The sequence below is a fragment of the Robiginitalea sp. SC105 genome (genome assembly GCF_014243345.1).
Taxonomy (GTDB): Bacteria; Bacteroidota; Bacteroidia; order Flavobacteriales; family Flavobacteriaceae; genus Robiginitalea.
Genome location: NZ_JACLZF010000001.1, coordinates 1,183,549 through 1,196,964, shown reverse-complemented (window position 1 = coordinate 1,196,964; position 13,416 = coordinate 1,183,549). Strand labels below are relative to the sequence as shown.

Sequence of the window (13,416 nt, the reverse complement as noted above, 5' to 3'; positions counted from 1 at the left end):
TTTTAAACCGCACCAAAACCACCACCCATGTCTGAGAAAAAACGGCTGTTCCTCCTCGATGCCTACGCGCTGATCTTCCGGGGCTATTACGCCCTGATCAAGAATCCGCGGATCAATTCCAAGGGGATGGACACCTCGGCCATCATGGGCTTCATGAACTCGCTCTTCGACGTGATCCGGCGGGAGAAACCGGACCACCTCGCGGTTTGTTTTGACAAGGACGGCAGCGCCGAACGGACCGAACTTTTTCCCGAGTACAAGGCCAACCGGGACGAAACCCCCGATGCCATCCGGGTTGCCGTACCGTGGATTCAGGATATCCTCAAGGCCATGCATATCCCCTGCATCGAGCAATCCGGGCTGGAGGCGGACGATATCATCGGCACGCTGGCCCGGCAGGCCGAGGCGCAGGGGTACCAGGTTTTTATGGTGACCCCGGACAAGGACTTCGGGCAGCTGGTTACGGAAAATACCTTTATGTACCGGCCGGCCCGGATGGGGAACGGCATCGAGATATGGGGCATCCCGGAGATCCGGAAGCGCTTTGGGGTGGAACGGCCCGAACAGGTGATCGACTACCTGGGCATGATGGGGGATTCCAGCGACAACATCCCCGGTTTCCCGGGCGTGGGGGACAAAACCGCCAAGAAATTCATCGAACAGTTCGGTTCCCTCGAGGGCCTTTTGGAAAATACGGACCAGCTCAAGGGGAAAATGAAGGAAAAGATCATCGAAAACGCAGAACTCGGGAAGCTCTCGAAGAAGCTCGCCACCATCTGCGTGGACTGCGATGTGACCTTTGATGAAACGGATTTTGAGCTCAGCATGCCGGACAGCCAGAAGGTGCAGGAGCTCTTTGAAGAACTCGAGTTCCGGCGCCTGAAGGACCAGTTCCTGAAGCTCTTTTCCGGCGAAGCGGACAGCGGCACCCAGGTGAGCAGCACGGAGACTGCCAAAAAACAGCAACGGGAAGCGGGAAGCGGCCAGTTTTCACTCTTCGAAGCAGACGCCGAAGGCGAAAAGGTCGAAGCCTACTCCGGCCGGAAGACCCTTGCGGATATCTCCCACCTGTACCAGACCGTCGGCACCGGGATGGAGCGCAAGCTCTTCCTGAAGAGCCTGCAGGCGCAACAACGGGTATGTTTTGATACCGAGACCACCTCCCTCGACCCCCTCGAGGCGGAGCTGGTGGGCATTGCCTTCAGCTGGGAAGCCCATAAGGGCTTTTACCTGCCCATCCCCGAAGGCCGGGAGGCAGCCGGGGAAGTCCTCGCGGAATTGCGGCCCTTTTTTGAGTCAGGGGAAATCGAAAAGGTGGGACAGAACCTGAAATACGACATCAAAGTGCTGAGCACCTACGGCATCCCGGTCCGGGGCCAGCTCTTCGACACCATGCTGGCGCATTACCTGATCAACCCGGACATGCGTCACAACATGGATGTGCTGGCAGAAACCTACCTGAACTACACCCCGGTCCCGATCAGCGACCTGATCGGGAAAAAGGGGAAGAACCAGCTGAGCATGCGGGAAGTGCCCGTGGAGGACCAGACCGAATACGCCGTGGAGGATGCCGATATCACGCTGCAGCTCGCCCAGCTTTTCGGGCCGGAGCTGCGGGAGGCGAAAACCGAAAAACTTTTCCGCGAAATCGAGATCCCGCTGCTCCGGGTATTGGCCGATATGGAACTGGAGGGTATCAACCTGGATACGGATTTCCTGAAAAAACTCTCCGTGGAACTCGAAAAAGATATCGAAACCCTGGTCGGGCAGATCTACGAGGAAGCCGGGGAGGAATTCAACATCGGGTCCCCCAAACAACTCGGGGAGATCCTTTTCGATAAGATGAAACTGGTGGACAAGCCCAAAAAAACCAGGACCGGCCAGTATTCCACCGCCGAGGACGTGCTTTCCGGCCTGGCCAAGGACCATAAAATCGTCCGCATGGTGCTGGACTACCGCGGGCTGACCAAACTCAAGAGCACCTATGTGGATGCCCTGCCGGAGCAGGTGGCTCCCTCCACCGGCCGCGTGCATACGGACTACATGCAAACCGTGGCGGCCACCGGCCGGCTGAGCAGCAACAACCCGAACCTGCAGAACATCCCGATCCGCACGGAGCGCGGCCGGCAGATCCGGAAGGCCTTCATCCCCCGCAGTCCGGAATACCAGTTACTGGCCGCCGACTACTCCCAGATCGAACTCCGGATTATCGCCGCCCTGAGCGAGGAGGATACGATGATTGAGTCCTTTAAGCGAGGGGAGGACATCCACGCATCCACGGCTGCCCAGGTATTCCAGGTCCCCCTGGACCAGGTGACCCGGGAACAGCGTTCCAATGCCAAAACCGTCAACTTCGGGATCATCTACGGGGTGTCCGCCTTTGGCCTGAGCAACCAGACGAACCTCAGCCGTACCGAGGCCAAGGAACTCATCGACACCTATTACAAAACCTACCCCAAGCTGCGAAACTACATCAGCGAGCAAATCGACTTTGCCCGGGAGCACGGTTATGTGCAAACCGTACTGGGGCGCCGGAGGTACCTGAAGGACATCAACGGCAGCAATGCCGTGGTCCGGGGGGCCGCCGAGCGGAACGCCGTCAACGCCCCCATACAGGGCAGCGCTGCGGATATCATCAAGATTGCCATGATCCGGATCCACGAAAAGCTCCGGGAAGGGGATTACAAAACACGTATGCTCCTGCAGGTACACGATGAACTCGTCTTTGACCTCTATCGGGAGGAAGCGGATGCGGTGAGCGCGATGATCAAATCCGAGATGGAAAGCGCCTACGACCTGGCGGTGCCCCTGGTGGTGGATATCGGGGTGGGCGATACCTGGCTGGAGGCGCACTGACCCTGGCTGGAGGCGCGCTGAGCCGGGCTGGAGGCGCACTAACCCTGGCTGGAGGCGCGCTGAGCCGGGCTGCCGGCTGCAATGAACCCCGGCCTACAGCCTTTGGAAACTGCGCGGTGGGCCTTCTGTTGCGATCAGTCGAAACTGAAATTATAGGTAAGGGCAAAAACGGGGCTGTTGACCACGGATAATTCATAACTGCCCAGGGGGCTTTCCAGGAAGATGTCCCCGTTTTCCGAGCCCTGTCGTTGGGAGTAAAACAGGTTGAACGGGTTCCGCCGACCATATACATTGTACACGGTAAAGGTCCAGTCCCCTACCCAGCGGCGATTCAGCTTTTTGCCATAGCGGATGGTCCAGGAAAAATCCAGCCGGTGATAAGGCCTTAGCCGGGCATTGTTCCGCTCCAGGAAAATGGGAATATCGATTTCGCCGTATCGGAACACGCTGTTTGGTGCCGAATAGGGCCTGCCCGACTGCAGCGTGAAATTGAAGCTCCAGGTATTGTACAGGTCCCCTTCAAAATTCACAGTGCTGTTGAAGACATGCGGCCGGTCAAATTCGGAGGGATACCATTCGTTATTGTTGATCCGATCCCGCAGCGCATCCCCGTCACTCCGCAAAAAACTGCGGGAGTAGGTATAGTTGAACCAGCCGTTTACCTTGCCTTCCGGTTTGCGAAAACTGAGTTCTAGCCCATAGGCCTTGCCTTCCGCCTGTATGACCTCCCGCTGCAGGTAAGGCTCGAGGAAAAAATCTGCCCCTGCCTTGTAGGTCAGGTTGTTTCTCGAGGCACGGTAGTATCCTTCCAGGGAGACTTCCATTTCGTTATCTGCCAGGCCCTGATAGATCCCCAAACCAAAAGCATCGCTTTGCTGGGGCCCGATCAGGGGATCGGATGTTTTCCAGCGAGAGGTGGGCAATGGGGTGGTCGTATTGTACAAATTCTGGAGGTACTGGTTAAGCCGGGCATAGCTGGCCTTTACCGAGGTGTTCTCTGCAAGGGTATAATTTAGGCCAATACGGGGCTCCAACCCGTTGTAGGTCTTCACCCCAGCGCCTTTTTCAAAGACGGATGTTGCCGTCAGGTTTCCGGTCACCGGGTCAAAAGTGGGTTGGGTAAACGGGCCCACAAGGACAAAGTGATTCAGGCGGAGGCCTGCGGATAGGCTCAGTGCTTCCAAGGGTTTCCAGTTCAGGTTGGCATAAACCCCGAATTCATAACTATTCTCGGTTTCCAGTTCTACCGGGTTGATCCCGTTGCCCGATCCGGGATCGAGGCTTCCGGGTGCAATCCGGTACCGGGCGGCCTGCATTCCGGCATACCAGTCAACGGATTCAGTGGCAAACCGAAGGTACTCCGAAGTCAGGCTCAGGTACCGGATGGACGATTCATAGCGGATCTCATTATCGCTCTCCTGCTCGGGGAAAATATTTTCCGGCTGGTAATCCGAAGCCACCAGGATATTGCGCATACTCGATTTTTCGTCCAGCACATGGGTCCAGGCCAGGGTGCCGTTGAGCGTCCGGAACTCATACTGGTTGTTGGCAGCGTTGATATCCTGGATTTTGGTGATCAGATCCAGCTGGTAGAAATCCCAGGAATAAAAACCGGTAAGGGCCACCTGGTCATTTTCCCCCGCCAGCCAGAGCAATTTCAGGGTGGTGTCGTGGAAGCGCGCCCGGGTGTTGTCCAGGCGTTCGGAGAACAGCGGCAACAGGAAGTCGGTAAATCCTGCACGCCCCCCCAGGGAGAGGTTGAGTTTGTCTTTGACCAGGGGGGTTTCGATAGCCAGGCGGGAAGAGACCAGGCCCACGCCCCCGTTCAGGCTGAATTTGGATGGGTAAGGGTTCCGTGTTTTGACATCCAGCACGGAACTCGTCCGTCCCCCGAACCGGGCAGGGATATTCGCCCGGTACAGGTCTACCTGCGAAATCACTTCGGGGGTAAAGACCGAAAACAGGCCAAAAAGATGGGTGGGGTTGAATACCGGCGCATAGTCGTAAAGGATCAGGTTCTGGTCCAGGGACCCGCCCCGGACGGAAAGGCCGTTGCTGATCTCCCCGGCATTGTTTACCCCGGGCAGGAGCGTCATGCCCCGGAGCACGTCGAATTCCCCCGCAGCCATCGGGATCTTTTTGATTTCCTGCATCTCCAGTTCCAGGGCGCCCATTTGTGGGGACTCCAGGTTCTCTGTGATCTTCCGGGCGCGAAGGACCACTTCGGAAAGTTCCTCGGCCTGTTCCTGCATCTGCACTTCCAGCTCCACGCTTTCCCTGAGCCGCACCTCGCGGTTAACCCCCCGGAACCCGAGGTAGAAGAACTCGATTTGGTAATTCCCGAAAGGCAATACCTTTGAAAACCGTCCTTCCCGGTCTGTCAGCCCCCCGCACCGGCATTCCCGGATGGCGACCTGCACCCCTTCCAGGGGGGTGTTGTCCCCGGCGTTGACTACACGTACGGAAATCGTGGCTTCGCGCCCCTGAGCAAGGATCGTGGCCGGGAGGAGGACCAGGATGAGTACCAGCCACATCAGGGGATGGGCGTTTGTTCCGTTCGGCCGTTGGGGATACCTCATCGCTGCCAGCCTTCGGGTTCGACATCCGTGCGGTAGGGCCCGGGCTGGCAGGGCGCGCTGGAGGTGACCGGCGGGGGCGCCGACCCGAACTCCTCCGCCTGCCCGAGGAGCAGTTCCTCCAGTTGGGCCTCCTCGATAAATATCCGTTCGATAAACACATCCCGGGATGCCTGGGAAGCGATGGTAAAGCGCCCGAGGACGTATTCCTCCGGGTTGTCCGGATTAAACAGGTTGCCAAGCAGGGCGGCGGGGATGGGCGCGTTGAAACCGGAGTTGTTGTCCACCAGGTCCTTGAGTGTTTTATAGTAACGATAGGCCTCCCGGCCCAGGCTGTACTGCTGCAGGTTGACCAGGATATTGCGTTTCTGGAACAGGAGGATATCGGCAACCGGGAGGGAATTGATCTGGGTGCCGTCGGTGAACTCATCTGAAAATACCTCCACCCGGTCGTTGTAGCGAATCTGCCAGCAGGCCTCTTCGCAACTATAGGTGTAATATTCCTTAAGGGGAGGGCCCGGGTTGTCCGGGTTGGGCGTAAAACATTCCCCGTCCCGGTAGACGGAGTAATTGTAGCATACCTGGCAATAAACCAACTGTTCATAGCTCCGGAATTGCCAGAAGTAATAATTCTCCTCCCCGGGAGGGTCCTGGAAATCCACCGAGATCCGGTGGCCCGGGACGCGGCGGTCGTAATCGCCGACAAAGACAAGTTCCGGGTCATAGCGCACCGACAGATCGGCGATGGGCACGGGTTCGGCGGCAGTTTCCACACCGGACTGGTAGCGCCTGCCATCTTCAAGGACTACCTCCAGCCGCCATTGCTCCCCCCGGGCAATTGCAAATCCATCCGGGGGCAGGTACCGGTCCCCCGATTCCGCGAGTAAGACTTCCGCACCATCTCCCTGGCGGATAAAACGGACCCTGGCCCCGCCGAGGAATTCGTTGGTTTGCCGCCCGAAGGACTCGCCGGATTCAAAAACCTGCACATAGGAAGCGCCTTCGGCATCGGAGGCAAAGGCGTCGATATACACGAGCCCTTCCTCGTAGCTGAATTCCGGGTCCACCGGATCGGTACAGGCCAACAACGCAAAGAGTGTAAGGAATGATGCAGTGAACTTGCTGCAGAAAATAGGCGGTCTGAATGGCATTCAGTCAGGTTTGTCTGGACTAAATATAGCCATTAATCGGCCGGACCTCCCAGCGGGATCACGTTAAAAGGTCCCGTATGTGTAATTTTAACACCTTCAAACCAGGCGGCAGGCAGTTCAGCGCTTTTCGAACACCAGGCGGCCGGTGCTCACCACGTCCTGAAATACAGAGTTCTCCAGGTCCATGTACAGGCGGTTACCAGAAATACTCGCATTCACCGAAGAGGTAACCCCCATGGGGTCCGTAAAGCTGAGCACCCCGTCCTCGTAGGTGTAAATCCCGGTTTCCGAATCGGATTGCGTCGGGCAGGGTATATTGAAATCCCCGGTAGCCAGTCCGCTCAGGTCCAGGTAGTCAAAGGAGTTTTCGGAAACGGCGGACCCGTCGGCCCCAAAGGTGACACTGAGGATGTAGCAGTCCCTGGCGGTGAGGATATCCAGGAAATCCGCTGCCAGCAATTCGTCTTCCGTGGCCGTGGCCGGATCGGTTTCAAGGGCCACTGCGTCCCAGGTGCCTTCGATGGGGACGTCCCCACCTCCGCCGTTGTCATTGGAACAGGCGCCCAGCAGGATGGCAGACAGGAGCAGGATGCTTTTCAGGATTTTCATAGGGTATGCTTTCCTATGATAACGGATGCACTACGGCTTTATTTTGATAGGGCTCAAAACGCGAAACGATAGGTGGCTTTCAACAGCAGGATGTTCCGGGGCTGACGGTCGCCGAACAAAGTCGATTCCAGGCCGCCGAGGAGCGCATCCGCCGGGTTTCCGGACGCGGTCAGGTCCTGGGACCAGACCAGGAACAACTCGGATCCGGGTACGTACTCCCAGCGCAGTACCAGGTTGGAACGGAACTGGATAAATGAAAAATCGGGGTCGCCGAAGGTGAAATCCACCGTGCCGTCCCCGGCTTCATCTACTGAATATACCCCGTCCTCAAAGGTAATCTGCCCGGGGCCGTAGGGGGTGATACGTTCTGCGAGCCTGGGGGCAAGGGGGTCGGAGATATGTTTGAATTCCGAATAGCGTCCCCGTGAAATAAAGGGCTGCCCCCAGTATTGAAGCGTCAGGTTAGGGTTGATGGTATAGTTTACCCGAAGGGACATGGAAAGCGTTTGTTGTTCGATGGTCCCGTTCAGGTAGACCGGGTCCGTGCCGGACAGCAGGTTATCGATATACTGGAGCTTGTCGTTGTTCAGTTCAAAGCTCGGGAAGGCCGAAATGCGCAGGGCGTTGAAGGGCTGATACGTCACCCCTCCTTCCACATAGTAGTAGTTCCGGGACCCGTCGAGTGCCTGCAGGCCGTTCTGGAACACACTGAACTGCATTTTTTTCCGGCTATCCGTCTCGATGCCGTTCCAGAAGCCAATGGTTGCTGATTCCCTAAGCCGCGGGCCACCCCGTAAGGCAAAGTTGTTGTACTGTATGGGCCGGAAGGTCAGGCCCAGGTTGGTGAACCAGTTGCCCGCCCAATTCTGCCAGCTGTTGGTGTTAAAGGCGAGCAGGTTGTGGTTCCCGGCGAAATCCCAGGCACTCCAGTGGTTGTAATTGATCCCCACGCGCCGGAAAGTCTTATCCGGCTTGAGGGTCTGGTAACCCACCCAGGTGTAATGCCGCACGTCATCGGATTGCCGCTGGAAGCCGATATCGTTGAGCTCCAGTTCCGGGGAGCGCCAGGTGGCCCCGCTCTCGAATTTCCAGTGCCCGTTGCCCGCCTTGCCCAACTGCAGGTTGCCGCCCGTGCCGGTCAGGGAGGTCCGGCTGGGGTCCACTTCCACATGGTCGGCACCGGCGCGCTGGAACAGGTGCCCGATAGACTCCTGGGTCCGTTGTATGGCCGCCTCGCTCCCGCTGACATGGCTCCAGACCAGGCTCCCGCCTACGTACCAGTCCCGGTTGTTCCACTGGTGCTTGAAGTCCAGGCCGCCGGTATAGGCGGATTCGTGCAGCCAGTCCAGGGACTCGGGAAGGGTTTCCCGGTTGGTCGCGGTGACGATGGTCCCTACGTAGGTATCCCCCTCATTGAAATCCTTTTGCACCCTTCCCACCAGGTAGTTGGTCAGGGGCTCCACGACCTCTTGCCGGCGCTCACCGGCATTGTCGATAGTTGCCGACCGGCGGGCGGTCAGGCTCTCCAGCAAGCCGACCGACCAGCCGTTCCGGGTTTTACCGCTGAATTTGGCAGCCCCCAGGATGGGGGTGGTTGCCGGCTGGTCCACATATTCACCCCCGGATGTGGTGGGGGAACCCTGTGGGCTGCGCCCGATCCGCCGGGAATAGAATACGTTGTCCGAGCCAAAGGTATTCCCGGCCTGGGAGGGCGAAACGGGGTAGTTGAATATGTTCTTGTTCTCCACAAAGAAGGGGCGCTGCTCCCGGAAGAATATCTGAAACCCGTCCAGGGCAATCGCCGAGGGATCGGCCTCCACCTGGCCAAAATCGGGATTGATGGTCAGGTCCAGGGTCAGGTCGTTGGTGATCCCGATCTTGGCGTCGAGGCCGCCCGTCAGGTTGGTATCGCTCCCGTCCTCAAACGGGTTCCCCTCCTGGGGCTCGAAGCTTTCCGATTTGGCCACCGTATAAGGCTGGATCTCCAGCTGGTTCTGGGATTCGATATCCCGGAGTCCCGTTAAAATGCCGAATTCGCTCACAAACCCCGGGGTGTCGATGGGCAGGCGTTGCCAAACGGACCGTTCCTCGTCCCGGAAGAACCGCCGCATAACCTGCAGGCCCCACACCTGTTCGGGGGCATCGCTGAACTTGAGCTGGCTCAGGGGGATCCGCATTTCGGCCGACCAGCCTTCGGTATCCGTGGAGGTCCTGACGTACCAGATGGGGTTCCACGTATCGTCCTCGTTGTTCCCGTTATTGGACTCAAAAACATCCCCTTTGACCCCTGCAGCCGAAACGATGAAACCAAAAGCAGTCCGTTTGTCGTTATAGCTGTCTATAAAGATGCCCACCCAGTCCCCGTCGAAGCCATCGCGACGGGAAAGGCGCTTGACGATTTTCTCCGGTTCCGTGTCGAAGGCCCGGATAGCGACATAGAGGTTTTTTGCGTCATAGAGGATCTTGAAGCGGGTCTGCTGGGCCGGTGGGGTATTTTCATCCGGGCGCTGTTCGATAAAGTCGCCGTCCCAGCTTACCCGTTCCCAGACGGCTTCATCCAGTACCCCGTCCACAACCGGGGCATCCGCCGGTGGGATTCCCGTGGTGGTATAGCTCCTTTTGGGCACTTCCTCCGTATCTTTGTCCACCCCCCTGGCCAACGGGGGATCTGGTAGCTCGGCGGTGTCCTGCGCAATTGACAGGGGTACCCAGCCCAGCAGGCACAACAGGGTGAAGATTACTTTGGTCATGGCTGTCAGTCGATTGATTGATGTCTACCTATAAAGACCGGGGAAAATGGGGGATGTTACACGGAAAGCACCCATATCCGGAACTTTTAACAAATCCCGCAGGCCGGACAAAAAAGTTGAAATCACACAAAAAATATTGCCCGGCAGGCATTTGTAATTCAACTTATTAATCGTACATTTGCAGCCCGTTATTCGGGATTGAAGTGTTTAATGCATAAAAGAATAAGTAGTGGATACATTGAGCTACAAGACCAAATCCGCCAATAAAAGCACCGTTCAGAAGGAGTGGTTGCTGGTGGATGCCGAAGGGCAGACCCTGGGAAGGCTCGCTTCCAAAGTGGCGAAAATCCTGCGCGGGAAATACAAGCCGGATTTTACGCCCCATGTAGATTGCGGGGATAATGTCGTGGTGATCAACGCAGAGAAAATCTCCCTTTCTGGAAACAAGTGGGATTCCAAGCAATACATCCGGTATACCGGATATCCGGGCGGGCAACGCGTGCAGACAGCCCGCACCCTGCTGGAGAAGAACCCAAACGCTTTGATCGAAAAAGCCGTGAAGGGGATGCTCCCCAAAAACCGCCTCGGGGCGGACCTGTTCCGCAACCTGCGCGTTTACACAGGCGAGCAGCACGACCAGGAGGCGCAAAAACCCAGAGCAATCAATCTTAACGACCTTAGATAATGGAGGTGATACACAAAATTGGCAGAAGGAAAACGGCCGTAGCCCGGGTTTACGTATCCGAAGGCAAAGGCAACATTACCGTCAACAAAAAAGACCTCGCGGTGTATTTCCCGACCGCAACACTTCAATACAAGGTGAAGCAGCCCTTCACCCTGACTGAGAACGAGAACAATTACGACGTCAGCATCAACGTGTTTGGCGGAGGCATTACCGGACAGGCGGAAGCCGTGCGGCTGGCGCTTTCCCGTGCACTGTGCGAGATCGACGAGGAATACCGGGCCACGCTGAAGCCGGAAGGCCTGCTTACCCGGGACCCGAGGATGGTGGAGCGCAAGAAATACGGTCAGAAGAAAGCCCGGAAGAAGTTCCAGTTCTCCAAACGTTAATACCCTGTATCCTCCGCTATCGTGCGGGGGATACCCTTTATATTTTTCAATAACCCAAGTTCCTTGAAACGATCTCCTCGGAGAGACTAGTTCTGCCCGGACCCGCACTGCGGAAACGGGCGCCCATTTAGTTTAGCATCTAAATGGCGGAGGCATGTGCCGGCCCCTGGGCCGGGACCACCACTCGGCCATTGCTCATTCAAAGAACGTAAACTAAGTTTTAAAATGGCTGTAAAAGCTGAAGTTAAAGACCTGTTAGAGGCTGGGGTGCATTTTGGCCACCTCACACGCAAATGGAATCCCAACATGGCTCCCTATATCTACATGGAGCGGAACGGGATCCACGTTATCAACCTGTACAAGACCGTTGCCAAGCTCGAAGAAGCGAATGAGGCACTGAAGAAAATCGCTGCATCGGGGCGGAAGATCCTTTTTGTCGCTACCAAAAAGCAGGCTAAGGACATCGTCGCCCAGAAAGTGGCGGAAGTCAACATGCCCTACATCACCGAGCGGTGGCCCGGCGGGATGCTGACCAACTTTGTCACCATCCGGAAAGCCGTCAAGAAAATGGCTTCCATCGACCGGATGAAAAAAGACGGTACCTTCAACACCCTTTCCAAAAAAGAGCGGCTGCAGGTAGAGCGCCTTCGCGCGAAACTCGAGAAAAACCTCGGGTCCATTGCCGATATGACCCGCCTGCCCGGTGCCCTCTTTATCGTGGATACGATGCGGGAGCACATTGCCGTGAAGGAAGCACAAAAACTGAATATCCCCATCTTTGCCATGGTGGATACCAACTCGGACCCGCGTCCCATCGACTTTGTGATCCCTTCCAACGATGATGCTTCCAAATCCATCGAAGTGATCATGAGCCAGGTGACCCAGGCAGTTGCCGAAGGCCTCGCCGAACGCAAATCTGAAAAAACTTCCGAAAAAGAAGGCCAGGAATCCGATGATTCGGATGTGGTGGAAGAAGCCCCGGCGGTTGCCAAAAGGGCAAGGAAAACTGCCGAGCCTGCCAAGCAGACCAAGGAAATTGAGTCCGCCCCGGTAGTTGAAACCGAAGAAGCCGAAGCTGAAAAGGCGCCGGAAAAAGCCGGGAAAAAAGCAGACGCCGAAGCCAAGGAAGCCCCGGCCGCTGAAAAAGCCGAACCCAAGAAAGAAGATGCCCCCAAAGAGGAGGCAACCGAAGCCAAAAAGGAGGCAGCCCCTGCAAAGGCAGCTGAAAAGGCAGAAGCCGAAGACCTTACAAAAATAGAGGGCATCGGACCCAAAGCGGCAGAGGCCCTGACCAATGCGGGACTCGGAACCTACGCCGACCTGGCCGGCTCCAACCCCGACGCCATCAAGGAAATCCTGACCGAAGCCAGCTCGCGCATGGCACACCTGGACCCGGGTACCTGGCCGAAACAAGCCAAGATGGCCGCAGAAGGTAAGTGGGATGCCCTGGCCGAGTGGCAGGAAAAAGCCAAAGGCGGTGTGGAATAACCCAGGCCGCAGAAAGGCATTGAAATAATTTTTAGTTAACGGAACGCGTGTGGCGTTCCACAAATTCATAAACAGAATGGTTAAGATTACCGCCTCTGAGGTAAATAAACTGAGAAAGACTACCGGTGCAGGCATGATGGACTGTAAAAATGCCCTGGTGGAAGCCGAAGGCGACTTCGACAAAGCCATAGAAATACTCCGTAAAAAAGGACAGAAAGTGGCCGCCAAACGCGCAGACCGCGATTCTTCCGAAGGAGCTGCCATCGCCAAGGTAAATGATTCGAACACCGAGGGAGTAATCGTTTCCCTGAACTGCGAGACCGACTTCGTGGCCAAGAACGAAACCTTCGTGAACCTGGCTCAGGACCTGGCCGACCTGGCCCTGAAATACGCCAGCAAAGAGGAATTGCTCGCCGCAGATTTCGGAGGTATTACCGTACAGGAGAAACTGATCGAACAAACCGGCGTGATCGGCGAGAAAATTGAGATTGGCGATTTCCGTCGCCTCAGTGCCCCATTTGTCGGGTCCTATATCCACGCAGGGAACAAGATTGCCACTTTGGTAGGCTTGTCTGCAGAAGTTGAAGGTGCTCCCGAGGTAGCCAAGGACGTGGCCATGCAGGCAGCTGCCATGAACCCGGTAGCCCTTGACGAAAGCGGTGTGGACCAGGAGACCATCGACAAGGAAATCGAGATCGCCAAGGACCAACTCCGTCAGGAAGGCAAACCGGAAGCCATGCTGGACAATATCGCCAAGGGAAAGCTCAAGCGCTTTTTCAAGGATAACACCCTGGTAAACCAGGATTTTATCAAGGACAGCAAGATCAGTGTGGCGCAATACGTACAATCAGCCGGGAAAGACCTGAAGGTCACCGGTTTTGAGCGCGTTGCCCTCGGGTAACCCGAAATAAGCAC

9 protein-coding genes are annotated in these 13,416 nt (G+C 56.7%); 5 read left to right on the top strand and 4 right to left on the bottom strand.

The window, feature by feature from the left end:
• The first annotated feature begins 27 nt into the window (after positions 1-27).
• Positions 28-2,856 carry a DNA polymerase I gene (gene polA / locus H7F20_RS05290; protein ID WP_185785068.1) on the top strand — a complete coding sequence of 943 codons (2,829 nt, stop codon included), beginning with the start codon at positions 28-30 and terminating at the stop codon, positions 2,854-2,856.
• A gap of 134 nt (positions 2,857-2,990) precedes the next feature.
• Here the strand turns inward: polA and H7F20_RS05285 are convergent, their stop codons facing one another.
• The 4 genes from H7F20_RS05285 to H7F20_RS05270 form a co-directional block, all read right to left on the bottom strand.
• The gene (locus H7F20_RS05285) at positions 2,991-5,390 is read right to left on the bottom strand and encodes a TonB-dependent receptor domain-containing protein (protein WP_255443993.1); all 2,400 of its coding nucleotides are present in this window, start codon (positions 5,388-5,390) and stop codon (positions 2,991-2,993) included.
• A 41-nt stretch (positions 5,391-5,431) separates the two neighbouring features.
• Complete coding sequence (locus H7F20_RS05280; RefSeq protein WP_185785066.1) at positions 5,432-6,583, bottom strand: DUF4249 domain-containing protein; 1,152 nt, start codon at positions 6,581-6,583, stop codon at positions 5,432-5,434.
• A 117-nt stretch (positions 6,584-6,700) separates the two neighbouring features.
• On the bottom strand, positions 6,701-7,192 hold the full coding sequence (locus H7F20_RS05275) for a hypothetical protein (RefSeq protein WP_185785065.1): 492 nt from the start codon (positions 7,190-7,192) through the stop codon (positions 6,701-6,703).
• Between the two features lie 53 nt (positions 7,193-7,245).
• Entirely contained in the window at positions 7,246-9,942 is a 2,697-nt protein-coding gene (locus H7F20_RS05270; RefSeq protein ID WP_185785064.1) for a DUF5916 domain-containing protein, read from the bottom strand.
• A 229-nt stretch (positions 9,943-10,171) separates the two neighbouring features.
• Here H7F20_RS05270 and rplM point away from each other — a divergent pair, with 229 nt between their 5' ends.
• The 4 genes from rplM to tsf all read left to right on the top strand — a co-directional run bounded on the left by rplM (position 10,172) and on the right by tsf (position 13,402).
• Positions 10,172-10,627: a 50S ribosomal protein L13 gene (rplM, locus tag H7F20_RS05265; protein ID WP_185785063.1), complete on the top strand. Its 456-nt coding sequence runs from the start codon at positions 10,172-10,174 to the stop codon at positions 10,625-10,627.
• A complete protein-coding gene (rpsI, locus tag H7F20_RS05260) occupies positions 10,627-11,013 on the top strand; it encodes a 30S ribosomal protein S9 (RefSeq protein WP_185785062.1) in 387 nt (128 codons plus the stop codon). The genes rplM and rpsI overlap by 1 nt, the downstream gene beginning before the upstream one ends.
• Before the next feature lie 225 nt (positions 11,014-11,238).
• A complete protein-coding gene (rpsB, locus tag H7F20_RS05255; protein ID WP_185785061.1) occupies positions 11,239-12,501 on the top strand; it encodes a 30S ribosomal protein S2 in 1,263 nt (420 codons plus the stop codon).
• Positions 12,502-12,577: 76 nt separating this feature from the next.
• Positions 12,578-13,402, top strand: a complete 825-nt coding sequence (gene tsf, locus H7F20_RS05250; protein WP_185785060.1) for a translation elongation factor Ts — start codon at positions 12,578-12,580, stop codon at positions 13,400-13,402.
• Positions 13,403-13,416 lie beyond the last annotated feature (14 nt).